Genomic DNA, 25,755 nt, shown 5'->3' on the forward strand with positions numbered 1-25,755 from the left:
CCACAGCACGAAGCCCTTCGTCTCCGTACTCCGTGCCGGCCCCGTTCGGCGGCCAGGACGTGCCGGACCCTGAGGGATCAGGCCCCGGTCACCGGCTCGAAGCTGTCCAGCATCACGGTCAGTGTCGGCAGGCCCGGCGCCCACGCCGCCTTCGGCGCCCGCCATTCCAGGGCGTACGCGCGGCCGTCCGCGACCAGCAGCCGGCGCAGCGCACGCGTCGGGCCGGCGGCCGGGTCGCGGAACGTGTACTCCCACACGGCGGCCGGCGTGCCGGGCAGCGCCTCGATCCGGATGCGCCGGTACGCCGGGAGCCGTCCCTCGCCCTCCTCGGCGGTGAGCGCCGCGACGACGTCGTTCGGGGGCGCGGCCGGCCTGCTGATCCGAAGCGTGGGCCGGCCCGCCGGCGCGGTGAACACCAGCACGCCGGCAGGGTCGTGGTGGTGGCGCCATCCGCGCGGCACGGCGAGGCGGAAGCCGGCGGGGTCGGTCCACCAGCGGAAGTCGCGGGGCAACGCATGGTTCGTGCGGGCGCTCGCGGACGCCACCACCGAGGGCCGCGGGGCCGCTCCGTGGTCGTCGTCTCCGGTGGTCGCCGCTGCCGCGCCCGCCGCCGCGATGACGGCCACCGCGGCGACCGCCGCCCAGCGATGCCGCTGCGGTGCGGGCAGCACCGCCGCGGCGGCCGGGCGCGCCTCGGGTGCCGGCGGCGGTCCCACCACCGCCTGGAGACGTTCCTCCACTTCGGAGAGTCGTGGCCGGGCCGCGGGGTCCCGCTGCAGCAGATCGTCCAGTACGGCGGTGAGGGGTCCCGCGCGCCGCGGCCGGTCCGGGGTGTCACCGGCGGCCGGCGGGCGTCCCTCGACGGCGTGGAAGAGCGTCGCGCCGAGCGACCAGAGATCGGCCGCCGGGGTGGGATCGCCGCCGAGCGCACGCTCCGGCGCCCGGCACAGCGGCGGGCCGGCGGGGTCTCCCGTGACCGGCTCGGCGGCGTCGTCCGGCAGCGGCGGGCCGAAGTCGGAGAGCACGATGCGGCCGTTGTCGCCGATGAGGACGGTCTCGGGCCCGACGTCGAGGTGGGGGGCGCCGGTGCGGCTCGTCGCCGTCAGCGCGTGCAGCACGGCCAGGCCGACGGTCGCGGCCCGCGCCGGCGACAGCGGGCCCGACTCCCCGATGACCTGCAGCAGCGTGCGCGCGGGGACGTACTCCAGCACGATCCACGGTTCGCCGTCGCCGTCGCCGGGCAGGACGTCGAGGACGCCCACCAGGTTCGGGTCGCCGACCCGGGCGAGGGCACGGGCCTCGCGCATCGTCAGCCCCCACCGCCTGATCGCGACCTGCCGGTGCAGCATCTCGTCAGCGGCCAGCCACACCCGGCCGGCTCCCCCCTCGGCGAGGGGTCGTAGCAGCCGGTACCGCCCGGCCACCGGTTGTCCGTACGCCATGCCGTCACCTCGGAGTAGCGGGCAGCAGCACTCCTGACCGTACTCGCCGCCGTACGCGGATTTCATCTCGTGTTGCGCGGATTTCGGGCTATGCCGGATGGCCCGCTCGGGGGACTCGACCGATCTCGATGCGGGCGTATGGTCGGCGGCGACGTCACCGTCCGATGAGGCGATGAGGCGATGAGGCGTATGCGGGCACGCGACGTGGGTAGCCGCCGGCACCTGTTCCTCCTGCTCTGCGCGGGGATGGCGGTGCTGCTGTCCGCCGGGCCGGCGATCTCGACAACAGCCGCGGCCGGGCCGGCCGCTCACGGGACGGCGGCCGGGCCGGCCGCTCACCGGACGGCGGCCGCCGGGTCGGCGCGTGCCTCGTCCGCGGATCTGGCGGTACGCCTGCAGGCGCTGCTCGGCCGGCACTCGGTGCTGGCCGCCGACCTGATGCGCAGCCGGATCCGGGGCGACGACAGCTTCGCCCAGGCCGCGAACGCCGCGCTGGGCGGCAACACCGACGCGATGACCACGCTCGTGGGGCAGCTGTTCGGCGCCGCCACGGCCGAGAAGTTCCGTCCCATGTGGTCGGAGCACATCGTGGCGCTGGTCGCGTACGCGGGTGCCGTGGCCGACAAGGACGACGGCGCGAAGGTCCACGCCCGCGAGGAACTGGTCGAGTACGAGGAGGATCTCGCCCGCTTCTTCGCCGGGGCGTCGCACGGCCGGCTGTCCCCGAAGGCGGCGCGCGCCGCGGTCGTCATGCACGTCGGCCACCTGACGGAGCAGGCGGACGCGTACGCGGCCGGCGACTACGCCACCGCGGACCGGCTCTACCGGGAGGGCTACCGGCACACGTACGACCTGGGCCTGACGCTCGCCGACGCGCTGCTGCCGGCGGCGGACCGGGCCACCCTGCGCAAGCCCGTGTGGCGGCTGCGGTCCCGGCTGGGCGAGATCCTGGCCGAGCACGCCGTGCTGCTGGAGGACGTGAACCGGGCGGCGGTCACGAACACCGCCGACTTCGACGCGTCCGCAGACATGATCAACGACAACACGCGGGACCTGGCGGCCGCGGTGGACACCCTGTTCGGCGCGGCGACCGCGCGGCGGTTCCAGTCGCTGTGGGGGTCGCACGTGGAGCTGCTGGTCGCGTACGCGGGAGCCACCGCCGCCGGGAAACCGGACCGCAGGCACGAGACGCGGGCCGAGCTCGGCACGTTCGAGAAGGACATGGCTGCCGTCCTCGCCCCCGCGACCGGCGGCCGGATGTCGGCGGCCGACCTGTCCTCGGCGCTGCAGGACCACGACCGGATGCTGCTGGAGCACGCCGACGCCTACGCCGCCCGGGACTACCGCGGCGCCCAGGACATCGCGGGGCGCACGTACGAGCACATGTTCGCCCTCGCCCGCCGGCTGGCGGACGGATTCGGCGCCACCGTCGCCGCGCGGCTGCCGCAGGGCGGGGCGCAGACCGGGTACGGCGGGCTCGCCGGCGTCGCGGGGACCCGATGACATGCCCGCGTACGCCCGGACCGCGACCCTGGCCGGCCTGACGTCGGCGGTGCTGGCAGTGCTGGGCGGCGCGCAGCCGTACGCCCACCGGCCCGGCGGGACAGCGCCCGGCGCGACCGGGGGCCCGGCACCCGTGGCGGCGGACGGATTCCGGTCGGTGCGCACCTATCCCGTCGTGGCCCCGCCGGTGCGGCTGCGGATCCGCGCGCTGCGCGTCGACAGCCCCCTGCAACGGCTCGGCCTGCGCCCCGACGGGACCGTCGAGGTGCCGGCGCGTCCCGATGTGGCCGGCTGGTACGAGCGCGGCCCACGCCCCGGGCAGCCCGGCCCCGCGGTGGTTCTCGGTCACGTCGACTCCCGTACCGGCCCGGGGGTCTTCGCGCGGCTGCGCACCGTACGGCCCGGCACGCTGATCGGCGTCGACCGCGCCGACGGCAGCAAGGTGACGTTCCGGGTCACCCGGGTGGCGCAGACCTCGAAGACCGCGTTCCCCACCGACCTCGTGTACGCGCCCACCCTGGACGCCACGCTCCGTCTCGTCACCTGCGGCGGAAGCTTCGACCGCGATCGAGGAAGCTACCGGGACAATGTCATCGTGTTCGCCGACGAGGCGTGAGCATCTCCGGCGGCCGGCCCGGATGCTGCTGTCCGCCCTGCTCGCGGTGGCGGCGGCGGGGACCGGTTCGCCGGCCGCGGCGGCCGTTCCGGCCAGGCTGCCGATCGCCGCCGTCCTGGTCCGGGGTGAACGGACGGCTGTGGTCGTCGACCTGAGCGCCGGCACCCGGAGCGGGCACCGCAGCGTCACGGTCACCCGGGACGGTGTGCCGCAGTGGGCCCACCTGGCGCCCGTGATGTCGGACGGGCTCGCTGTCGCACTGGTCCTCGACACGTCGGTCACCGGCGCCGCGACGCTGCCCGCGTGGCGCAGTGCCGGCGCGCGGTTCATCCTGGAGGCCCCCGCCGCCACCCGGGCGGTCGTGATCGACAGCTCGGCGCCCGCCGCGGTGATCGCCGGGCCGGCGGGCGGACCGGCCGGCACGGTCCGCGCGCTCTCCTCGGTGCCCGCCCGCGGCGTCCGGGACACCGCCGCGGCCATGACGCTGGCACTGCGGCAGTTCCCCGCGGCGGCGCCGGGGCGGCGGCTGGTCGTCCTCTACACGACCGGGCTGGACGCGGGCGGCCAGGACGCCGGCGCCCTGGCCGCGGGGTTCCGGCAGAGCGGGACGATCCTCGTCGTGGTGGGACCCGCTGTCGCCGGTTCGTACTGGGCGGCCGTCGCGGCGGCAACCGGCGGCTTCTTCGCACCCGCGCGCGAGAGCGACGTCGGTCCCGCCCTCGACCAGGTGTCGACCGTGCTCGCGAGCCGCTACCTGGTCGAGTTCCCGACCCCGCCGACGCTGCCGGCGCAGGTGTCCGTCCGGGTCGACACCGCCGACCTCACCCTGACGGGCGACACCGTCGTGGCTGCCGCGCCGGCCCCGTCCGCGACGACGACGCACTCCCGGACCCGGACGGCGGTGATCGGGGGCGCGGCCGCCGCGGGCCTCACGGCGCTGACGGCCGCCGCGGTGATGGTGGTGCTGCGCCGTCGCCGGCGCCGGGCGTTCGCATCGTCTGTCGCGCGGCAGGCGCCGACCGTGGCGCGCGGACGCGCCACCGTGCAGCCGCCGGCCGTGGGCCGGGCGCGGGCCGAGGACAACTGACGCTCCCCGGTCAGCGGTCCTCGGCGCAGGCGGCGGCGCGGTCCAGCAGGAGGGCCCGCTCCCGCCCGTTGCGGGTCAGCGCGGCCGCCCGCTCGAACTCCGTCCGGGCCTCGGCGGGCCGGCCCAGCTTGACCAGGAAGTCGCCGCGCACGCTGGGCAGCAGGTGGTAGTTCCGCAGCGCCGGCACGGCCACCAGCCGGTCCAGCAGCGCCAGCCCGGCCGCCGGCCCGTACGCCATGGCCAGCGCCACCGCGCGGTTCAGCTCGACCACCGGGGACGGCGTCGCCCGGGCCAGGCGCTCGTACAGGCCGGCGATGCGTTCCCAGTCGGTGTCGGCGAAGCGGCGGGCCCGGGCGTGGCACGCCGCGATGGCCGCCTGCAGCTCGTACGGGCCGGGCCTGCCGTCACTGAGGCCCTCGGCCCGCTCCAGCGCGGCCAGGCCACGGCGGATCAGCAGCTGGTCCCAGCGGGCCCGGTTCTGGTCCGCCAGCAGGATCGGCTCGCCGCCCGGACCGATCCGGGCGGCCGACCGGGACGCCTGGATCTCCATCAGCGCGACCAGGCCGTGCACCTCGGGCTCACGCGGGGTCAGCCGGGCCAGGACCCGGCCCAGCCGCAGGGCGTCCTCGCACAGCGCCGGCCGCATCCAGTCGCCGCCGGCGGTGGCCGAGTAGCCCTCGTTGAAGATGAGGTAGACGACCTCGAGCACCGAGGAGAGCCGGGCCGCCAGCTCGTCCCCCTGCGGCACCTCGAACGGCACCCGCGCCTTGGCCAGGGTCTTCTTGGCCCGCACGATCCGTTGCGCCACGGTCGGTTCCGGCACGAGGAAGGCCCGGGCGATCTCGTCGGTCGTCAGCCCGCCGAGCAGCCGCAGGGTCAGTGCCGCGCGGGCCTCGGCGGACAGCACCGGGTGGCAGGCCACGAACACCAGCCGCAGCAGGTCGTCGCCGATGCCGTCGTCCTCGGCGACCAGCGCGCCGATGTCCGGGGTGGCCTGCTCGAGGTCCCGGCCGACCTCCTCGAGCTTGCGCCGGAGGGTCTCGTCGCGCCGGATCCGGTCGATGGCCCGGCGCTTGGCGGTGGTCGTCAGCCACGCACCCGGATTGCGCGGCACGCCCTCGGCCGGCCACTGCTCCAGCGCTGCGACAAGCGCGTCCTGCGCCAGCTCCTCGGCCACGCCGACGTCGCGAACGAGCCGGGCGAGCCCGGCGATGAGCCGCGGCGCCTCGATCCGCCAGACGGCCTCGATCGCGCGGTGGGTGTCAGTGGCCACGGCCCCCGTCTACCCCACCGCCCGATCGCGCGCAACGACCTCAGCCGTTACCGGCGGCCCGGGCGCGCCGTTCCGCCACGGCTTCCTGCTGCTCGGCGGTGAAGCTGTCGCCGAAGTCCGCGGCCTCCAGGACCCGCCGGATCTCGAGGTTGGCCGGCCCTCCGTCGCCCGGACGCTGGATCGGGCAGCGCTTGAACCACTCGACGCACTCCTCGAGCGACTTCATCTCGACCAGCCAGAAGCCGCCGATGAGCTCCTTCGTCTCGGTGAACGGCCCGTCGACCACGGTCTTGTTCTCGCCGTCGAAATAGATCCTGGCCCCCTCGGCGCTGGAGTGCAGGCCCTCGGCGGCCAGCAGCACCCCCGCGTCGACGAGCTCCTCGATGAACGCGCCCATCGTGCCGATGTCCTCGGTGGCCGGCAGCACGCCGGCCTCGCTCTCCGGGGTGGCCTTGGTGATCACCATGAACCGCATCGCTGTCTCCTCCTGTCGGGACGCCTTGACACCTACGCGTCGAACGGCGCCGGGGCCACTCGACACACGGCCGGAGGTTCTCACCGCGATCTTGTCCCCGGCGGGCCACGCTCTCCGCTCGCCATGATCGTTGAACCCGGCGGAAACCCCGGATCAACGCTCAGGAGTCAGTTCAGAGATGTTCTCGCGCCGCCTTCTCCAGCTCGCCGCCGCCGGTGCGACCGTCGCCGCCGGCCTCGGACCCGCCGCCCCGGCCACCGCGTCGGTGCGCTACGACCCCGAGGCCAAGTCCGGTTTCGCCGGCGCCGCGGATGTCCGGAAGGCGTTCGGCTGGAGCGACGCGGTGCTGGCGGCGCGCGCCGGCCGGCTCGTCTTCGACCACGGCTTCTGGACCGAGGACGCGTACTCGGTCTCGTGCGGCAAGGGCTTCTTCCCCGTACGCCACCAGCGCGAGTTCGGCCGGCTCGAGCTGGCCGACGCGGTGGTCCGCGAATCGCGCCGCGGCGCGCCTTCCGGGTACGACCGTGGCTCGCGGCTGGTCGGCTTCCGGATCACCGGCCCGTACGCGGGCGTCTCGGGCACGTCCGTCCCGCCGTCGGTCGGTCAGCCGTGCCCGCAGCCCCGCGGCGCGCGGATCACCCGGGCGAAACTGGTCTCCTCGACGACCGGCTGGTCGCTCACCGTCAGCTTCGGCACGGCGACCAAGGTGCTCCGTACCGGGCGGTGACCTCGGCGACGGGCGATGCCGGAGCGCCGGCCGTCCGCCGCGACCGTCACGGAACGTAGGGAACACTGCACCATTTGCGCATCTCAACAACTTCCTGACATTCGCCGGGTTTGATCGCCCGCATGGCATTGACGGAAGTGCGCGCAGTGTCTGATCGACCGGCCTCCCCCGCGGCCACCGAGCCGCCCCCGCGGCGGCACCGCAAGCGCCGGGCACCGGACTGGTACCTGCGGGTCCCGCGATGGCTGCGGAGGTCCGTGGCGGCCCTCGCCGTGGTGGTCCTCATGCTCACCGGAGTCGCCTCCGGGTACGTCGCGAGCGTCGACCTGCCCCCGGACCCGGTGCCCCCGCAGGCCTCGGTGCTCTACTTCCGCGACGGTCACACCGTGCTCGCCCGGATCGGGCTGGCCGACCGGACGGACGTCAGCCTGGACCGGGTCCCCGTGCACGTGCGGCGCGCGTTCCTGGCCGCCGAGGACCGGGACTTCTACGACCACTTCGGCATCTCGGTGACCGGCCTGCTGCGCGCGCTGTGGACGAACCTCGTGCACGACAGCGGCCAGGGCGCCTCCACCATCACCCAGCAGTACGTGCGCAACGCGTACCTGACGCAGGAGCGCACGGTCAGCCGCAAGACCCGGGAGGCCGCCCTCGCGCTGAAGGTCGAGCACCGGTGGAGCAAGGACGAGATCCTCGAGCGCTACCTCAACACCATCTACTTCGGGCGGGGCGCGTACGGCATCGAGGCCGCGGCGCGGGCCTACTTCGGCGCGTCGGTCGACCGGCTGAGCGTGGCCCAGGGCGCCGTGCTCGCCGCCATGGTCAAGGACCCGACCCGCGGCGACCCGGCCGTGGACCGGACGTGGGCCCAGCAGCGGTGGCGCTGGGTGCTGCGGTCCATGGCCGCGCAGGGCTGGCTCGACGCGGGCGCGGCCGAGAACACGCCGTACCCGGCCGTGGCCAAGGAGTCCGTCACGACGAGCACCATCAGCGGGCCGGCCGGGCTGGTCGCGGACCGGGTGGAGGACGAGCTCACCCGGGCGGGCATCAGCCGGCAGCAGATCCGTACGGGTGGACTGCGGATCACCACCACGCTCGACGCCACCGCGCAGGCCGCCGCCACCGACACCGTCGGCAAGGCCCTGAAGGGGCAGCCGAAGGAGTTGCGCGCCGCGCTGGTGGCCGTCGACCCGGCCGACGGCGGGGTCCGCGCCTACTACGGCGGCGACCGTGGCCGCGGCTACTTCGACGACGCGATGGCCGCCCGGCCGCCCGCCTCCACGTTCAAGCCGATCGTGCTCGCCGCCGCCGAGGAACGCGGCATCGGGTTCCGGTCGTTGTACAACGGCAGCTCGCCGCGTCTCTTCGACAGCCGCAACGGCGCGCCCTTGTACAACCAGGAGAACCTGCAGTGCCCCATCTGCCCGCTGGACACCGCGATGGTGCACTCGCTCAACACGCCGTTCTATGCCGTCGCGGAACAGATCGGTCCCGACGCCGTCAGCCGGCTGGCCCGCCGGCTCGGCGTCCCCGAGAAGTACGGCGACCAGCAGACGCTCGTCGACCTCAAGGGCGAGCCGTCTCCCGGCCGTACCCGACCGGACATCGCCCTGGGCCGCTATCCCGTGGCCCCGGCCGACATGGCGACGGTGTACGCGACCCTGGCCGGCGGTGGGCGGCGCGCGGAACGGCACTTCGTGCAGTCGGTGGCCACGGCCGACGGCGCCGGCCTGCACCGGCACGCCGGCAAGACCAAGCAAGTGCTCTCCGACGACGTGGCCGCGGACGTGGGAGCCGTGCTCGCGGAGGTCGTGCAGCACGACGGCCCCATCCCGAACCTGCCGGCCGCCGCGAAGACCGGTTCGCAGCAGTGGGCCGACACCACCGACTCGTCGGACGCCTGGACCGCCGGGTGGACGCCGGCCCTCGCCGCGGTGGCGTGGGTGGGGCGCGACAAGCCCGGACCCATCCGGCTGAAGAACGGCAAGGCCATCAACGGCGACGGCATGCCGTACGAGGTCTGGCGGGCCTTCCTCGCGGGCGCCCTGCGCGACCAGCCGCCCCGGCAGCTGGCGGATGCGACCCTGGTGGGCGAGCCCGTCAGGATGGACCTGAAGACCGTTCCGCCGGACGCCAAGGCGTTCCCCGGCCTCGTCTACCCCGGGCCGCAGAGGGGCGATCAGGTGGACAGGTCGAAGGCGACCGGTTCCTGGCCGGAGCGGGTGGACCGGCTGACGAAGGTGCTCGACACGTACGCCGACACCGTGCCGGAGTTCACCGTCTCCGTGGTCGACCGCAAGACCGGTGACCGGTACGACTACCACGGCGACACCCGGCTCGAGGCGGCCAGCGTGATCAAGGTCGAGCTGCTGGCCGCTCTGCTGCTCAAGGCGCAGGACGAGAACCGTGGCCTCACCGGCGCTGAGAAGTCCCGGGTGGCGAAGATGATCAAAGCCAGCGACAACGACTCGGCCAAGAAGGTGTACGCGGCGATCGGCGGCCCCTCCGGGCTGCGCGACGCCTGCGAACGGCTCGGCCTGCGCGACACCGAACCCGCGTCGGCATTCGGCCTCACCCGGACCACGGCGAACGACCAGACCCGGATGCTGGCGGCCCTCGCGGACGCGAGCAGCCCGCTGAGCGAGAAGTCCAGGAAGGCGATCCTCGACCTCATGTCGTCGGTGAACGCCGACCAGAACTGGGGAGTGAGCGCCGCGTCGCTGGCCGGTGAGCGGGTGGCGGTGAAGAACGGGTGGCTGGCCCGGTCCTCCGAGGACAACCGCTGGATCATCAACAGCACCGGCCGGATCACCGGCGACAAGACCGATGTGTCGGTGTCCGTGCTGTCGCACGGCCACACGGGTCAGAAGACCGGCATCGCCGTCGTCGAGCACGTCGCCGCGCTCGCCCGCAGCTACCTCGGGTGGTAGTGAGCCCGGCGCCGGGCGGTCCGGTGGCCGACAAACCGCTGGCCACGGCCGGTGCGCCGCGCACACTTGTTCCCATCCGGCGACGCGCCGGCGGTGCCGGGTTCCGGCCGGCGGAGTGCCGGCGGTGCCGGGTTCCGGCCGGCGGAGTGCCGGCGGTGCCGGGTTCCGGCCGGCGGAGTGCCGGCCGGGGTCGAACGGAGGCCGGATGGCGGTGGAGTTCCGGCTGCTGGGCGAGGTGGAAGCGGTCGTGGACGGCCGCCGCCTCGACCTTGGCCACGACCGGCAGCGGTGCGTGCTGGCCGCGCTGCTCGCCGACGCCGGCCGTGCGGTGCCCGCCGACCGGGTCCTCGACCGGGTGTGGGGCGAGCGGCTGCCGCAGCGCGCGCCCGGGGTGCTGCGCAGCTACCTGTCGCGACTGCGCCGGGCGCTGTCCACGGCCGACGGTGTCGAGATCGTGCGCCGGCCCGGCGGGTACGCGTGCACCGCCGACCCGATGACCGTGGACGTGCACCGATTCGGCGCTCTGCTCGCGCAGGCCCGGGCCGCCGCGGACGACCACAGCGCGGTGGCGCTGTTCGAGGAGGCGCTCGGCCTGTGGCGCGGCGAGCCGTTCGGCGTCCTGGACACCCCGTGGCTGGCCGCCGTCCGGGAGGGACTGCTGAATCAACGGCGGTCGGCCGTTCTGGACCGCAACGACGCCGCGCTGCGCGCCGGGCGGCACGGTGACCTGCTCCCCGACCTCGTGGCCTGCGCCGGCGCTCACCCGCTGGACGAACGCCTCTGCGCCCAGGTGATGCTGGCCCAGTACCGCTGCGGCCGCCAGGCCGAGGCGCTCGCGACCTATCAGCGGATGCGCCGGCTGCTGGCCGACACGCTCGGCGCCGACCCGGGCCCGCCGCTGCAGCAGCTTCACCGCCGCATCCTCGCCGGCGACGCGACCCTGGAGGTGACGGCCGCCGCCCGGCCGTCGCCCGGCCCGGTGCCGCGCCAGCTGCCGGCGCCGCCGTGGCGGTTCACCGGCCGGTCGGCGGCGCTCGCCGAGCTCGACGCGACCCTGGACGGCCCCACCGGCGGGACGGCGCCGGTCGTCATCTCCGCGATCGGGGGCGCCGGCGGGGTCGGCAAGACGTGGCTGGCGCTGCGGTGGGCGCACGACAACGCGGCCCGCTTCCCCGACGGGCAGCTCTACGTCAACCTGCGCGGCTTCGATCCCACCGGCGAGCCGGTGGCGCCGGACACTGCCGTACGCGGCTTCCTCGAGGGTCTCGGCGTGGACACCTCCGCCATGCCGGCCGCCCCGGAGGCCCGGGCGGGGCTCTATCGCAGCCTGATCGCCGGCAAGCGCCTGCTGATCGTCCTCGACAACGCGCGGGACGCCGCCCAGGTCGTACCGCTGCTGCCCGGGTCGGGGTCGTGCACGGTGCTGATCACGAGCCGGTCGCGGCTGCTCGGGCTGCTCAGCGCGTACGGCGCCCGTCCGCTCACGCTCGACGTCCTGACCGGCGCGGAGGCCCGGCAGCTGCTCGCCGGCCAGGTCGGCGAGGACCGTACGGCGGCGGAGCCCGCGGCGGTGACCGCGCTGCTGCGGTGGTGCGCGGGCCTGCCCCTGGCGCTGAGCATCGTGGCGGCCCGCGCCGCCTCGGACCCGGGGCTACCGCTGGCGTCGCTGGCCGCGGAGCTGCACGAGGCGGCCACCCGCCTGGACGCGCTGGACGGCGGCGAGGTGACGGTCAACCTGAGAGCCGTCCTCTCGGCCTCCCGCGAGGCGCTGACACCCGCCGCGGCGCGCATGTTCGCCCTGATGGGTCTGTGCCCGGGGCCGGACCTCACCCTGCCCGCAGCCGCGAGCCTGGCCGGACTACCTCCGGCGCGGGCGAGCGCGCTGCTGCGCGAGCTGACCGCCGGCCACCTGGTGCAGATCCCCGCGCCGGGCCGCTACCGGATGCACGATCTGGTCCGGCTGTTCGCGGCCGAGCAGGTCGCCGGCGCGGACGCCGGCCGGCGGGACGCCGTACGCCGGATCCTCGACCACTACCTGCACACCGCCACGGCCGCCGACCGGCTGCTCGCCCCGCACCGGGACCCGGTCCTGCCGGCACGTCCCGCCCCCGGCGTCACTCCGGAGCGGTTCGACGACCACACCGCGGCGCTCACGTGGTTCACCGCGGAACACGCCGGGCTGCTCGCCGCGCTGACCTGTGCCGCGGACACCGGCAGCGACACCCACGTGTGGCAGCTGGCGTGGGCGCTCACCACGTACCTCGACCGGCACGGGCACGGGCAGGACCGGCTCGCCGTCCACGCGGCGGGCCTGGCGGCGACCCGGCGGCTCGGGGACCCGGGGCTGCAGGCCCACGCGCACCGCGAGGTGGCCCTCGCGTACGTGTGGCTCGGGCGCTCCGACGAGGCGCGTGCCCACCTCGGACAGGCGCTCGACCTGTTCACCCGGCTCGGCGACCTCCTCGGCCAGGCGCACACCCACCGCAGCCTCGCCCGGGTCCACGCCCGGCAGGGCCGGCACGCCGTGGCGCTGCCGTACGACCGGCAGTCCCTGGCGCTGTATCTTGCCGCGGGGCACCGGCCGGGCCAGGCCGCGGCCCTCAACGCCATCGGCTGGCACCACGCCCACCTGGGCGATCCCGAGCGGGCCATCGCCTGCTGCGCGCAGTCCCTCGCCCTGCACGAGCAGCTGCGGAGCCGGCACGGCATCGCCCTGACCCTCGACAGTCTCGGCTACGCCCACCACCAGCTCGGCCGGCACGGTGCGGCCGCCGTCCACTTCGGGCGCGCCATCGAGCTGTTCGCCGATCTGGGCGACCGCTACCGCCAGGGCGCCACGTACGCCCGGCTCGGCGACACCCTCGACGCCGCCGGTGACCGCGCCGCGGCCGGCCGGGCGTGGCGCGACGGCCTGGCCCTGCTCACCGAGCTGGGCCACCCGGAGGCCGCCGCCGTGCAGAGCAAGCTGCACGGCGGCGAGCCCCCGGCCCGGTCCGCCGCCTGACCTGTCAGACGACCGAGTAGTTCAGCGTGTAGAACGCCTTCGCCGCGGCCTTGAACTCCAGCGTGTTGTTCTGCACGGGGCTCGCGCCGACGGTGTGCAGGCCGAGGTTGTCGTCGGCGCTGTTGGCGTCGATCTCGACCAGCTGCACGTTGACGCTGCCGGTGAAGGTCCGGCTGATCCCGCCGAGCTGGACGGTCTCGTTCTTGTGGACGCCGAACGGGCCGGCGACCTTCACACCGTTGATCCGCACCTCGATCTCGTCCTCGGAGATGGAGTCCTGCAGCTTGGCGCAGTGAAAGGAGTTGAGCTTGATCGTGGACATCGGTTCTCCCCCCTGGGTTCGCGGCTGGTTGCCGCACACCCACGAGCCTCGGGGCCGCGCGTTGCACGAACGTTGAGCCCGCGTTGAACCGGCCGGTGCGCCCGTACTCTTCCCCGGTGGAGCTGCGCGAGACCTTCGACGAGGACGCCGGACGGTACGACCGGATCCGGCCCGGCTATCCGGCGCGGATGTTCGACGATCTGGCCGCCGCGGTGCCCCGCCGCGCGCGGATGCTGGAGATCGGTTGCGGCACCGGGCAGGCCACGGTGCCGCTGGCCGAGCGGGGATACGACATCGTGGCCGTCGAGCTCGGCGCGCGCATGGCGGCCGTGGCGCGGCGCAATCTCGCGGGCTTCGCTTCGGTACGGGTGGTGACGGCCGCGTTCGAGGACTGGCCCCTGCCTGCTGAGCCGTTCGACGTGGTGTTCTGCGCGACGGCCTTCCACTGGATCGACCCCGCAGTACGGGTGACGAAGTCCGCGGACGCCTTGCGCCCCGGCGGTCTGCTGGCCACCGTGGCCACCCACCACATCGCCGGTGGCAGCTGGACAGAGGCGTTCCACGCCGAGACCCAGCGACTGTACGAGCGCTTCGATCCGGCGACGCCGCCGGGCCTGCGGATGCGGTCCGCCGGAGAAATTCCGCACGACGACACGGAGCTGGCCTCGTCCGGGCGGTTCGGGCCCGCGACGTTCCACCGGTACGAGTGGGAGGCGCCCTACTCGACGGCGCAGTATCTGGACCTGCTGCTGACCTACTCCGGGCACCGTGCTCTGCCAAAGCCGCAGCGCAACGGGCTGCTGTCCGCCATCGCCGGACTCATCGACGAGAAGCACGGGGGCCGGATCGTGAAGCGGTACCTGACCGAGCTGCGGGTTGCCCGACGGACCGGGTGAACCGGGGAGTTCACCCGGTCCGTCGGCGGGCCGCGGTCAGGAGGTCGGGAAGTCGTCCGCGGTCCGGATGCGGTTGCGCAGCAGCGTCCCCGATTCCGAGAGCACCCCGGTGCCGGTGTACGTGCCCGCGGCGCAGGTGCCGGCCCGGAACGCGGCGCTGCCCTCACCGGCGTCCGAGTACGTCCAGTTCGCGTAGCTGATCTTCAGGCGGTCGAGCAGGTCGAGCCATGCGCTCGTGCTGGCCGTGTCGACCGCTCCGCCGCCGTTGGCGCTCACCGTGCCGAACTCGGTGACGAACATGGGCAGGGTGGCGGACGCCTTCTCCAGCTCGGCGCGGTAGTTGTCCTTGTGCGACGCCGCGTAGAAGTGGAACGCGTACATGATGTTGCTCGCGCGGACCGGGTTCGCGATGACCTCGGCCGAGCCGGAGCCGTCGGAGACGCCGAGCGAGGACCAGCCGCGGGTGCCGACGATGACCACGGCGTCCGGGTCGTTCGCGCGGATCACCGGGATGACCTGCTCGGCGTAGCTCTTGATGCCGGCCCAGGAGACGCCGTTGGGCTCGTTGGCGATCTCGTAGATGACGTTGGTCTTGGCGGCGTTGCGCTTCGACACCGCGGCGAAGAACGTCTTGGCGCGGTCGAGGTTGAGATTCGGGTCGCCCGGCGTGAGCGTGTGGAAGTCGATGAGGGCGTACATGCCTCGGGCCTCGGCCATGTCGACGAGCGTGTCGACCCGGGCGGTGAAGCCCGGCGGGTCGGTCTCGTAGCCGCCCTCCTGCACGTACATGGCGATGCGCAGCAGGTCGGCGCGCCAGTCGGTGGCGAGCGCGTCGAGGGAGGCGTTGTTGTAGCAGTTCGCGAACCACTGCAGGCCGTGCGTGCTCATGCCACGCAACTGGATCGGACGGTCGTACCGGTTGCACAGGTGGACGCCGCAGACCCGCAGCTGCCCGTTGATCCCGACGGGGGTGCCGGTCCCGCCGGCGGGCGGGCTGGTCGGCGTGGCGGTCGGGGTGGTGGTCCGCGACGGCGTCGGGCTCGCCGTGGTGGGACGCGCCGACGGCGAGGTGGGCACGGTTGTCGGCGTGGTGGCCGCCGGGGTGGTGGGCGCGGTGGTGATGCCGCAGGCGGCGCCGTTCACGGTGCAGGCGGTGGGCCGGCCGGTGCCGTCGACGATCATCCCGAACTCGGTCGAGGCGCCCGCCGCGATCGTGGCGTTCCAGCCGGCCGGGGTGAACGTGTACGTGCTGCCCGAGGCTGCCGTCGTCGTGTTCCAGGCATTGACGACTGTCGTGCCGGAGGGCAGCGTGAGCTGCACCCGCCAGGTCGCGAGCGTCGAGGAGGTGTCGTTCTTCACCACCACACTCGCCTGATAGCCGGTGGACCACGAGTTCGTGACGGTGAACGCGGCGGTCTCCGCGGAGGCCGGCAGGGCGACCAGCGCCACCGCCGAGACCGCGGCGGCGACCGCGCCGGCCACGAGAAGCTTGAGTTTCACTCTGCGCATGAGGGGCTCCGGGGGAAGGGGGTTTTGGAAGCGCTCCCAGGTGTGTCGCGGACTCTGCCACATGCCCCGTGAGCAGGCAAAACAAGCTGAAATCATCCTTAAATCGCCGCTTCGAGCAACCAAATGGGCGCCCCGGAGCCACTAGCGATCGACCGGAAGGAAACCGGGTGCTCCACCAGTTCATGATCATGACCCTCGCCGCCCTGCCGGCGCTGGCCGCCGACGGTGTCTCGATCGAGAAGGTGAAGGTCAACGGCACCGGCTGCCGGCCGGACACCGTCGCGGTCGCCGTGTCGGCGGACCGGTCCGCCTTCACCGTGATCTACAGCGACTATCTCGCCCGGGCCGGCGCCGGCGGCAAGACGAAGGACGAGCGACGCACCTGCAGCATCACCGTCCGGCTCACGGTGCCACCGAGCACGGCCTACGCGATCACGGCTGTCGATCATCGCGGCTTCGCCCACCTGGAGTCCGGCGCCTCGGCGACCATGTCGGCGCGTTACCACCTCACGGGGACCGGGGCGCCGGCGTACACGACGCACGCGTTCGCGGCCGGCCTGGACGACTCCTGGCAGGTGACCGACCCGCCGGGCAGCGCCGTGGCCAGCGCCTGCGGGGGCGGCAAACTGGACATCGACACCGAGCTGCGGGCGCAGGCGGACCGGGCCGACGTGGCGACCAGCTTCATCTCCATGGACTCGACGGACGCCGCGGTCGCCGACACGTACCACCTCACGTACCGCGCTTGTTAGCCCGCAGATGATCGATTCGGGACGTTGGTCCCGTCCGGTTGGGGACCTGGGGCACCTGAAAGTGGACCTCCACTCCGCGAGCCTGGTGGGGTGCCGCGCCACCCGTGGGGCACCGGCGGCCCCCGGGCCGTCGCCTCGCGACGCGAAGGACCACCGTGTCAGCACTGGACGACGCCCGGACGCCCGCGACAGATCACCTGCCCGGCACGGCCCCGCTCCTGGCGGCCCGCCGCTTCCTGACCCGCGAGACCGTCGGCGACCACGGGCGCACGCTGCACCAGGTCAGCGACAACGGGTGGGACTCGTTCTACCGCGACCGCTGGCGGTACGACAAAGTGGTCCGGTCCACCCACGGCGTGAACTGCACCGGGTCGTGCTCCTGGAACGTGTTCGTCAAGGACGGTCTGATCACCTGGGAGCACCAGGCCACCGACTACCCGACGACCGGGCCGGACGCGCCGGACTACGAGCCGCGGGGATGCCCGCGTGGCGCTTCCTTCTCCTGGTACGAGTACTCGCCGTCGCGGGTGCGGCACCCGTACGTGCGCGGGGTGCTGGCCGAGATGTTCCGGGAGGCGCGGCACCGCCTCGGCGACCCGGTGCTCGCGTGGGCCGAGATCGTCGAGACGCCGCTGAAGGCGGCCGCCTACAAGGCGCAGCGCGGCCGGGGCGGCTTCGTCCGGGCGAGCTGGGACGAGGCGATCGAGATGACGGCCGCGGCGCACGTCTACACGACGAAGACGTACGGACCGGACCGGGTGGTCGGGTTCTCGCCGATCCCCGCCATGTCGATGGCCTCGTTCGCGGCCGGCACCCGCTACCACGCGCTTCTCGGCGGCACGCTGCTCAGCTTCTACGACTGGTACGCCGACCTGCCGATCGCCTCCCCGCAGATCTGGGGCGACCAGACCGACGTGCCCGAGGCCGGCGACTGGTGGAACGCCACGTACCTGATGATGTGGGGTTCGAACATCCCGGTGACCCGTACGCCGGACGCGCATTTCCTGGCCGAGGCCCGCTACAAGGGCACGAAGGTCGTCGCGGTCAGCCCCGACTACGCCGACAACGTGAAGTTCGCCGACGACTGGCTCGCCCCGCATCCCGGCACCGACGGCGCGCTGGCGATGGCGATGGGCCACGTGGTGCTCACCGAGTTCTTCCGGGACCGGCAGGTGCCGTACTTCACCGACTACGTGCGCCGCTTCACCGACCTGCCGTTCCTGGTCACCGTCGAGGACGGCAAGGCCGGCCGCTTCCTGACCGCCGCCGACCTCGGTTTCGCCGCCGAGGACGGTGGCCAGCACAAGACCGTGCTGATCGACGAGCGGACCGGCGAGCCGGTCGTGCCCAACGGCTCGCTCGGATTCCGGTACGGCGAACCCGGCCGCTGGAACCTCGACCTCGGCGACGTGGTGCCCGCCCTGGGCATCGACTCCGACGAGACCACCGAGGTCGACCTCGCCCGGTTCGACGTCGGTGACACCGAGGGCGGCTCCACCGTGCGCCGCGGCGTCCGCGTCCGGCGCATCGGCGGCCACCTGGTCACCACCGTCTTCGACCTGCTCCTCGCCCAGTACGGGGTCCGCCGCGGCGACCTGCCCGGCGAATGGCCCACCGGGTACGACGACGCGGACTCGCCCAACACCCCGGCCTGGCAGGAGCGGATCACCGGCGTGCCGGCCGCGCTCGCCGCCCGGATCGGCCGCGAGTTCGCCCGCAACGCCGAGCGCAGCCGGGGCCGGTCGATGATCGTGCTGGGCGCCGGCGCGAACCAGTGGTTCCACTCGGACATGACGTACCGGGCGTTCATCGCGCTGGTCACGCTCACCGGTTGCCAGGGCGTGAACGGCGGCGGCTGGGCCCACTACGTCGGTCAGGAGAAGGCGCGCCCGGTCACCGGCCAGCAGCACCTGTCCTTCGCGTTCGACTGGCAGCGGCCGATGCGGCACCAGGCGAGCACGCCGTTCTGGTACCTGCACACCGACCAGTGGCGCTACGAGCGGGTCCCGGCCGACGAGCTGTCGTCGCCGCTGGGCACCGGCCGGTTCACCGGCATGGCCTTCGCCGACACCGTCGCGGCCGCCCAGCGGATGGGCTGGACGCCCGGCCACCCGTTCGTCAACCGCAACCCCCTCGATCTGGCCGATGAGGCGCGGGCGGCGGGCGTTCCCGTGGCGGAGTTCGTCGTGGACTCCTTGAAGGACGGCACGCTGAAGACCGTCGCGGAGGACCCGGACGACCCGGCGAACTTCCCCCGCTGCCTGACGCTGTGGCGCTGCAACCTGCTCGGCTCGTCCGGCAAGGGCAACGAGTACTTCATGCGCCACCTGCTCGGCGTCGAGGGATCGGCCACCGCCGACGAGTGCGACCCGGAGCACCGGCCGCGGGACGTGGCGTGGCGCGACGAGGCGCCGACCGGCAAGGTCGACCTGCTGACCGCCATCGACTTCCGGATGACCAACACCGGCCTGCACGCCGACGTCGTCCTGCCGGCGGCGACCTGGTACGAGAAGCACGACATCTCCACCACCGACATGCACCCGTTCGTGCACGCGTTCAGCCCGGCCGTCGAGCCGCCCGGCGACGCGCACACCGACTACGACGCCTTCCTCGCCCTGGCCGACAAGGTGAGCGAGCTGGCCGTGGACCACCTGGGCGTCCGCCACGACGTGCTCGCCGCGCCGCTGCAGCACGACACCCCGGACGAGCTGGCCACGCCCGGCGGCCGGGTACGCGACTGGAAGTCCGGCGAGTGCGAGCCGGTGCCGGGCCGGACGATGCCGAAGCTCATCGAGGTCGAGCGGGACTACACGGCGATCGGCCGGAAGATGCGTACGGTCGGCCCGCTGCTCGACAAGGTGGGCACGACGACCAAGGCGATCACCGTCGACGTCACGCCGGAGATCGAATACCTCAAGCACCAGAACGGCGTCATCGACGGACGCCCGTCGCTGGCGACCGCCGACCGCATGTGCGAGGCGATCCTCACGCTGTCGGGCACCACCAACGGACGGGTGGCCGCGGCCGGCTTCGCCGAGCTGGAGAAGCGCACCGGGCAGCCGTTCGCGGACCTGATCGCGGGCCACGAGGCCGACCGGATCACGTACTCGCAGACGCAGGACGCGCCCCAGCCGGTGTTCACCAGCCCGGAGTGGTCCGGCTCGGAGAAGGGCGGCCGGCGGTACTCGCCGTTCACGCTCAACGTGGAGCGGCTCAAGCCCTGGCACACCGTCACCGGCCGGCAGCACTTCTTCGTCGAGCACGACTGGGTGGCCGAGCTGGGCGAGCAGCTGCCGGCCTTCCGGCCGCCGCTGAACATGGCCCGCCACTTCGGCCGGCCCGGCGACGCGGTCGACGGTGGAGTGACCGTACGGTTCCTGACCCCGCACGCGAAGTGGTCGATCCACTCGATGTACCACGACAACGAGCTGATGCTGGCGCTGTCCCGCGGCGGCCCGGTGATCTGGATGAGCCTCGAGGACGCCGCGAAGATCGGCGTACGCGACAACGACTGGATCGAAGCCCACAACCGCAACGGCGTGGTCGTCGCGCGGGCCGTGGTCAGCCACCGGATGCCCGAGGGCACGGTGTTCCAGTACCACTCCCCCGAGCGCACGGTGAACGTCCCCAAGGCCGAGAAGTCGCGCCGGCGCGGCGGTTACCACAACTCGATGACCCGGCTGCTCATCAAGCCGACCCATCTCGCCGGCGGGCACGCCCAGCTCACGTACGCCTTCAACTACTACGGCCCGATCGGCAGCCAGCGCGACGAGATCACCGTGATCCGCCGCCGGACCCAGGAAGTGGAGTACTGATGCGGATCCGCGCGCAGGTCGCCATGGTCATGAACCTCGACAAGTGCATCGGCTGCCACACGTGCTCGGTGACGTGCAAGCAGACCTGGACCAACCGGGAGGGCACCGAGTACGTCTGGTTCAACAACGTGGAGACCAAGCCGGGCATCGGCTACCCGAAGCACTACGAGGACCAGGAACGCTGGAAGGGCGGCTGGAAGCTCGACGGCAAGGGGCGGCTCGTGCTGCGCTCCGGCGGCCGGGCCAAGCGGCTCAGCCGGATCTTCGCCAACCCGGACCTGCCGAGCATCGACGACTACTACGAGCCCGCCACGTTCGACAAGGACATCCTCGTCAACGCCCCGGCCGGGCTGACCGACACCCCGGTGAAGCGCCCGCACTCCGCGCTCACCGGCGAGCCGATGGCCGTCACGTGGGGCGCCAACTGGGAGGACTCGCTCGGCGGCCAGTCCGGACAGGACGATCCGAACCTCGCCAAGATGGCTGAGAAGGTCAAGTTCGAGTTCGAGAAGACCTTCATGTTCCACCTGCCCCGCATCTGCGAGCACTGCCTCAACCCGGCGTGCGTCTCCGCCTGCCCCTCCGGCGCCATGTACAAGCGCGAGGAGGACGGCATCGTCCTGGTCGACCAGGACCGCTGCCGGGGCTGGCGGATGTGCGTGTCGGCGTGCCCGTACAAGAAGGTCTACGTCAACCACGCGACCGGCAAGGCCGAGAAGTGCACGTTCTGCTTCCCGCGCATCGAGGCCGGCCTGCCGACCATCTGCTCGGAGACCTGCGTCGGCCGCCTGCGCTACCTCGGCATCGTCCTGTACGACGAGGACGCGGTGCTGGCCGCCGCATCCGTGGAGGACGAGCACGAGCTGCTCGACGCGCAGCGCGCGGTGTTCCTGGACCCGGACGACCCCGAGGTCGAGCGGGCCGCCCGTGAGGCCGGCATGGCCGACGAGTGGATCGACGCGGCGAAGCGCTCCCCGATCCGCAAGCTGATCAGCGAGTACAAGATCGCATTGCCGCTGCACCCGGAGTACCGCACGCTGCCGATGGTCTGGTACGTCCCGCCGCTGTCCCCCGTGCTCGACGCGGCCGGGGCCGCCGGGCGCGACGACACCGACGCCGACGACGTCTTCCACACCATCCGCGAGCTGCGCATCCCGGTCGAGTACCTGGCCGAGCTGTTCACCGCGGGCGACACCGACGCGGTCGCGGGCGTGCTGATGAAGCTCGCCGCGATGCGCTCGTACATGCGGGCCCGCACGCTCGACGGGACCGTCGCGCAGGAGCTGCTGGACAGCGTCGGGATGACCGGCGAGCAGGTCGAGGCCATGTACCGGCTGCTCGCGATCGCCAAGTACGACGAGCGGTACGTGATCCCCGCCGCGCACGCCAAGGAGGCGGCCGCCCTCGACGCCCAGGCCGCCGGCTGCTCCCTCGATCGCGAGGGTGGCCCCGGCATGACCCTCACCCCGGTACGGAGCCGACCGTGAGGAGCCGCGTCTTCGAGCTGGCCGCGCTGCTGCTCACGTACCCCGACGAGGAGCTGCTCGCGGCCGGGGACGAGCTGCGCGCAGCCGCCGATCGCATCGAGCCGGAAGCCGTCCGCGAGCAGTTCATCGCGTTCCTGGACTGGCTGGCGGCGACGCCGGCCATCGAGGCGCAGCGGCACTACGTGCAGACCTTCGACCTGCGCCGCAGGTCCGGGTTGTACCTCACGTACTACCTGCACGGCGACACCCGCAAGCGCGGGATGGCGCTGCTGGTGCTCAAGCAGCGCTACCGCGCCCACGGCCTGCGTCTCGTCGGCGGCGAGCTGCCCGACCTGCTGCCGGTGGTGCTCGAGTTCGCCGCCACCGCCGGGCCCGGGGACGGCGAGGCGCCGCTGCGCCAGCACCGGCAGGGCCTCGAGCTGCTGCGCGCCGCGCTGACCGAGGACGGTACGCCGTACCGGCACCTGCTCGACGCGGTCTGCGCGGTGCTGCCCGGGCTCACCGACGAGGACCGGGCGGCCATCGCGGCGCTCGCCTCGGACGGGCCACCGGTCGAGACGGTCGGCCTCGACAGCATCGGCGCCGGACCCGATGTCACCCCGTACCCCACCTGCTCCCCCGCGGAGGCGTCCCGATGACCACCCTGCTCTGGGTCGTCCTGCCCTATGCCTGCCTCGCCGTCTTCGCCGCCGGGCACGTCTGGCGCTGGCGGCACGACCAGTTCGGCTGGACCACCCGCACCAGCCAGCTGCTGGAGAACCGGTTGCTGCGGCTCGGCTCCCCGCTGTTCCACCTGGGCGCGTTCGGCGTCATCGGCGGGCACGCCATGGGCCTGCTCATCCCCGCATCCGTCACCGAGCACATCGGCGTGCCGGAGCACGTGTACCACGTGGTGTCGGTCAGCGCCGGCACGGTCACCGGGCTCATGCTCGTGGCCGGGCTCGCCCTGCTGATCGCCCGGCGCTTCGTCAACGGCCGGGTCCGGCGCGTCACCACGACGACGGACAAGGTCCTGTACGCCTTCCTGGCGGCCATGGTGGTGCTCGGCATGACCGCCACCGTGGGCAAGAACCTGCTCGGCGGCGGCTACGACTACCGGGAGACCATCGCCGTCTGGTTCCGTGGCGTGTTCTGGTTCCACCCGCGCAGCGAGCTGATGACGGAGGCGCCACTCGTCTACCAGCTCCACGCGCTCGGCGGGTTCCTGTTCCTGGCCCTGTGGCCGTTCACCCGGCTGGTGCACGTGTGGTCGGCGCCGATGGCGTACCTGTGGCGCCCGTACGTCGTCTACCGCACCCGCAACCGGCCCGCACCGGCGCCGCAACCCGCACCCGCTGAGGTCCGCGACGCCGGGCGCAACCCGGTGTCATCCGGCCGCTGACCTGGCCCGATAGTCCGGGATGAGGTCCCACGAGGCGGGGCCGAAGGTCCCTACTGGCGGCGGCTCTACTACCGCAGCCTGGACAGGAGCGTCCGGATCAACAGTCGCCGGCCGCGACCAGCGAGACGTGGAGATGACATGACCACCACCCCACAGTCGGCCACCGGCCGCGGCAGCAACCCGAACGTGATGCTCGCCCTGGCGACGATCGGCTTCGCGGTGAACTTCTGGGCCTGGGCGCTGCTCAGCCCGCTGGCCACGAAGTTCACCACCAGCCTGCACCTCAGCTCGTTCCAGCAGTCGCTGCTCGTGGCCGTACCGGTCGTGGTCGGCTCGCTCGGGCGCATCCCGATCGGCGCCCTGACCGACCGGTTCGGCGGCCGGATCATGTTCCCGCTGGTCTCGATCGCCACCATCGTCCCCGTGCTCTACCTCGGCCTGGTCGGCCACAGCTCGCTGGCGGCGATCCTGGTCGGCGGGTTCTTCCTCGGCATCGGCGGCACCGCGTTCGCCGTCGGCGTGCCGTTCGTGAACGCCTGGTTCCCGCCCGAGCGGCGCGGCTTCGCCGTCGGCGTCTTCGGCATGGGCATGGGCGGCACCGCGATCAGCGCCCTGACGACGGTCAAGCTCGTCGATGCGAACAGCCTGCAGACCCCGTTCCTGATCACCGCCGCGGTGCTGGCCCTCTACGCCGGGGTCGCCTGGCTGGTGCTGCGCGACGCGCCGGGCCGGGTCGTGCCCGCCACCCCGCTCGCCACCCGCCTCGCCACCACCTCGCGGCTGCGCATCACCTGGCAGGCCGCCGCGCTGTACGCGGTCGCCTTCGGCGGGTACGTCGCCTTCTCCGTCTACCTCCCGGCCTACCTGAAGAACGCGTACGGGCTGACCCAGGCCGACGCCGCCAACCGGATGGCCGGCTTCGTGCTGCTCGCCGTGCTCATGCGCCCGGTCGGCGGCTGGCTCTCCGACCGCATCCCGGCCGGCCGGGTGCTCGCCGGCGCCCTCGGCGTGGTGGTCCTCGGCGCGCTCGCGCAGTCCTTCACGCCCGGCCTCGCCCCGGTCGGCACCGTCGCGTTCCTCGCGATGGCGGCCGCGCTGGGCACCGGCAGCGGCGCCACCTTCGCGCTCGTGGCGCAGAAGGCTCCGGCCAACCAGGTCGGCTCGGTCACCGGTGTGGTCGGCGCGGCCGGGGGCCTCGGCGGCTTCGTCCCGCCGCTGGTCATGGGCTCCATCTACGGCAGCTACCACTCGTACGCCCTGGGCCTGGTCCTGCTGGCCGTGGTGGCCGGTGCGGCCCTGCTGCTGAGCGTGCTCTCGGTCGGCCGTCGCGAAGCCGTGGCGGCCTGACCGGCCATGCCCGAGGTGCGACGACTGCGGCACGCCACCGCGGAACGGCCGTTCATCGTCATCTGGGAGGCCACCCAGGCCTGCCCGCTGGCCTGCCGCCACTGCCGCGCCTCGGCCCGTCCCGAGCGTGACCCGGCCGAACTGACCACCGACGAGGCCGTCGACCTGATGGCCCAGGTGGCGCGGTTCGGCCGGCCCGCGCCGCTGTTCGTCATCACCGGCGGCGACCCGTTCCAGCGTCCCGACCTCACCACGCTGGTCCGCCGCGGCACCGAGCTCGGCCTGGCGGTGTCGGTGTCCCCCTCCGGCACCCCCACACTGACCCGCCAGGCCCTGGCCGAGCTGCGCGACGCCGGCACCCGGGCGATCTCGCTCAGCCTCGACGCCGCCGGCCCCGCCGCCCACGACGGCTTCCGCGGCGTCGAAGGGGTGTACGCACTCACCACCCGAGCCTGGCGCGACGCCGCCGCCCTGGGGCTGAAGGTCCAGATCAACACCACTGTCACCCGCCGTACGGTCGACGACCTCCCGGACATCGCCGCGCAGGTACGCGACCTCGGCGCCATGCTGTGGAGCGTCTTCTTCCTCGTGCCCACCGGACGCGGGCGCGCGCTGGCGGCCCTGGACGCCGCCGAGACCGAGGACGTCCTGCACCTGCTGTACGACCTCGGCGAGACCGTGCCCGTCAAGACCACCGAGGCGCACCACTTCCGCCGCGTGTGCCTGCAACGCGCCGCGCTCGCCCGTCACGGCGTCCCGGCGGCGGCCACCCCCGGCCTCGGCCCGCTGTACCGGCGGCTGCGGCGGCGCATCGACGAGCTGGGCCTGACCGCCGGCCCGCAGCGGCCGCGGCGCCCACCCCTGCGGGTCAGCGCCGGCGACGGCTTCGTCTTCGTCTCGCACCGCGGCCAGGTCCACCCCAGCGGCTTCCTCCCGCTCCCGGCCGGCGACGTGCGGACGCAGAGCCTGGTCGACATCTACCGCGACGCGCCGCTGTTCCGCGCTCTGCGTGATCCGGACCGGCTGGGCGGGCGCTGCGGGGCGTGCGAGTACCGCTCGGTGTGCGGCGGTTCCCGGGCGCGGGCGTACGCGACGACCGGCGACGTGCACGCCGAGGAACCGGCCTGCGGCTACCTGCCGGGGTCGTTCGCGTACCCGGTCGACGCGCCACGCCAAACTTGATTCATTC

General features: G+C 73.5%; 19 protein-coding genes. 14 read left to right on the top strand and 5 right to left on the bottom strand.

All coding sequences use genetic code 11. The features are described from left to right. Positions 1-77: 77 nt before the first annotated feature. Positions 78-1,442 (bottom strand): serine/threonine-protein kinase, encoded by a 1,365-nt coding sequence (locus AB0K03_RS08390; RefSeq protein WP_364682096.1) that lies wholly within the window; start codon positions 1,440-1,442, stop codon positions 78-80. Between the two features lie 189 nt (positions 1,443-1,631). Between AB0K03_RS08390 and AB0K03_RS08395 the strand changes: the two genes are divergently transcribed. Genes AB0K03_RS08395 through AB0K03_RS08405 form a run of 3 tightly spaced genes read left to right on the top strand, consistent with a single transcriptional unit; the run spans position 1,632 to position 4,648 of the window. After that, positions 1,632-2,945 carry a hypothetical protein gene (locus AB0K03_RS08395; RefSeq protein ID WP_364682098.1) on the top strand — a complete coding sequence of 438 codons (1,314 nt, stop codon included), beginning with the start codon at positions 1,632-1,634 and terminating at the stop codon, positions 2,943-2,945. A gap of 1 nt (position 2,946) precedes the next feature. After that, the gene (locus tag AB0K03_RS08400) at positions 2,947-3,561 is read left to right on the top strand and encodes a class F sortase (RefSeq protein ID WP_364682100.1); all 615 of its coding nucleotides are present in this window, start codon (positions 2,947-2,949) and stop codon (positions 3,559-3,561) included. 22 nt (positions 3,562-3,583) lie between these two features. Beyond that, positions 3,584-4,648 (top strand): hypothetical protein, encoded by a 1,065-nt coding sequence (locus tag AB0K03_RS08405; protein WP_364682102.1) that lies wholly within the window; start codon positions 3,584-3,586, stop codon positions 4,646-4,648. Between the two features lie 10 nt (positions 4,649-4,658). On the opposite strand, the gene AB0K03_RS08410 is transcribed toward AB0K03_RS08405, so the two are convergent. After that, complete coding sequence (locus AB0K03_RS08410; protein WP_364682103.1) at positions 4,659-5,921, bottom strand: RNA polymerase sigma factor; 1,263 nt, start codon at positions 5,919-5,921, stop codon at positions 4,659-4,661. A 40-nt stretch (positions 5,922-5,961) separates the two neighbouring features. Then, entirely contained in the window at positions 5,962-6,396 is a 435-nt protein-coding gene (locus AB0K03_RS08415) for a YciI family protein (protein ID WP_364682105.1), read from the bottom strand. Between the two features lie 178 nt (positions 6,397-6,574). Between AB0K03_RS08415 and AB0K03_RS08420 the strand changes: the two genes are divergently transcribed. From AB0K03_RS08420 to AB0K03_RS08430, 3 genes are all read left to right on the top strand, one after another. Next, a complete protein-coding gene (locus tag AB0K03_RS08420) occupies positions 6,575-7,123 on the top strand; it encodes a hypothetical protein (protein ID WP_364682107.1) in 549 nt (182 codons plus the stop codon). A 146-nt stretch (positions 7,124-7,269) separates the two neighbouring features. Continuing rightward, positions 7,270-10,053, top strand: a complete 2,784-nt coding sequence (locus tag AB0K03_RS08425) for a transglycosylase domain-containing protein (RefSeq protein WP_364682108.1) — start codon at positions 7,270-7,272, stop codon at positions 10,051-10,053. Positions 10,054-10,258: 205 nt separating this feature from the next. Beyond that, positions 10,259-13,057: a BTAD domain-containing putative transcriptional regulator gene (locus AB0K03_RS08430; RefSeq protein ID WP_364682110.1), complete on the top strand. Its 2,799-nt coding sequence runs from the start codon at positions 10,259-10,261 to the stop codon at positions 13,055-13,057. A 4-nt stretch (positions 13,058-13,061) separates the two neighbouring features. On the opposite strand, the gene AB0K03_RS08435 is transcribed toward AB0K03_RS08430, so the two are convergent. Further along, a complete protein-coding gene (locus AB0K03_RS08435; protein WP_364682112.1) occupies positions 13,062-13,379 on the bottom strand; it encodes a hypothetical protein in 318 nt (105 codons plus the stop codon). A gap of 116 nt (positions 13,380-13,495) precedes the next feature. Between AB0K03_RS08435 and AB0K03_RS08440 the strand changes: the two genes are divergently transcribed. Further along, on the top strand, positions 13,496-14,275 hold the full coding sequence (locus AB0K03_RS08440) for a class I SAM-dependent methyltransferase (protein WP_364682113.1): 780 nt from the start codon (positions 13,496-13,498) through the stop codon (positions 14,273-14,275). Positions 14,276-14,311: 36 nt separating this feature from the next. Here the strand turns inward: AB0K03_RS08440 and AB0K03_RS08445 are convergent, their stop codons facing one another. After that, a complete protein-coding gene (locus AB0K03_RS08445) occupies positions 14,312-15,784 on the bottom strand; it encodes a cellulase family glycosylhydrolase (RefSeq protein ID WP_364682115.1) in 1,473 nt (490 codons plus the stop codon). A gap of 167 nt (positions 15,785-15,951) precedes the next feature. Between AB0K03_RS08445 and AB0K03_RS08450 the strand changes: the two genes are divergently transcribed. From AB0K03_RS08450 to AB0K03_RS08480, 7 genes are all read left to right on the top strand, one after another. After that, complete coding sequence (locus AB0K03_RS08450) at positions 15,952-16,536, top strand: DUF4360 domain-containing protein (RefSeq protein WP_364682117.1); 585 nt, start codon at positions 15,952-15,954, stop codon at positions 16,534-16,536. Between the two features lie 155 nt (positions 16,537-16,691). After that, a complete protein-coding gene (locus AB0K03_RS08455; protein ID WP_364682119.1) occupies positions 16,692-20,351 on the top strand; it encodes a nitrate reductase subunit alpha in 3,660 nt (1,219 codons plus the stop codon). Then, positions 20,351-21,838 carry a nitrate reductase subunit beta gene (gene narH, locus AB0K03_RS08460; RefSeq protein ID WP_364682121.1) on the top strand — a complete coding sequence of 496 codons (1,488 nt, stop codon included), beginning with the start codon at positions 20,351-20,353 and terminating at the stop codon, positions 21,836-21,838. The genes AB0K03_RS08455 and narH overlap by 1 nt, the downstream gene beginning before the upstream one ends. Then, a complete protein-coding gene (gene narJ, locus AB0K03_RS08465; RefSeq protein ID WP_364682122.1) occupies positions 21,835-22,476 on the top strand; it encodes a nitrate reductase molybdenum cofactor assembly chaperone in 642 nt (213 codons plus the stop codon). Before narH ends, narJ begins: the two co-directional genes overlap by 4 nt. Continuing rightward, positions 22,473-23,219, top strand: coding sequence for a respiratory nitrate reductase subunit gamma (gene narI, locus AB0K03_RS08470; RefSeq protein ID WP_364682124.1), 747 nt, complete (start codon positions 22,473-22,475; stop codon positions 23,217-23,219). Before narJ ends, narI begins: the two co-directional genes overlap by 4 nt. A 138-nt stretch (positions 23,220-23,357) precedes the next feature. Next, positions 23,358-24,566 (top strand): MFS transporter, encoded by a 1,209-nt coding sequence (locus AB0K03_RS08475; protein ID WP_364682126.1) that lies wholly within the window; start codon positions 23,358-23,360, stop codon positions 24,564-24,566. Positions 24,567-24,581: 15 nt separating this feature from the next. Continuing rightward, positions 24,582-25,748: a TIGR04053 family radical SAM/SPASM domain-containing protein gene (locus tag AB0K03_RS08480; RefSeq protein ID WP_364682128.1), complete on the top strand. Its 1,167-nt coding sequence runs from the start codon at positions 24,582-24,584 to the stop codon at positions 25,746-25,748. The last annotated feature ends 7 nt before the right edge of the window (positions 25,749-25,755 follow it).

Origin of the sequence: Actinoplanes sp. NPDC049316 (genome assembly GCF_040677315.1) — a bacterium.
Lineage (GTDB): Bacteria > Actinomycetota > Actinomycetes > Mycobacteriales > Micromonosporaceae > Actinoplanes.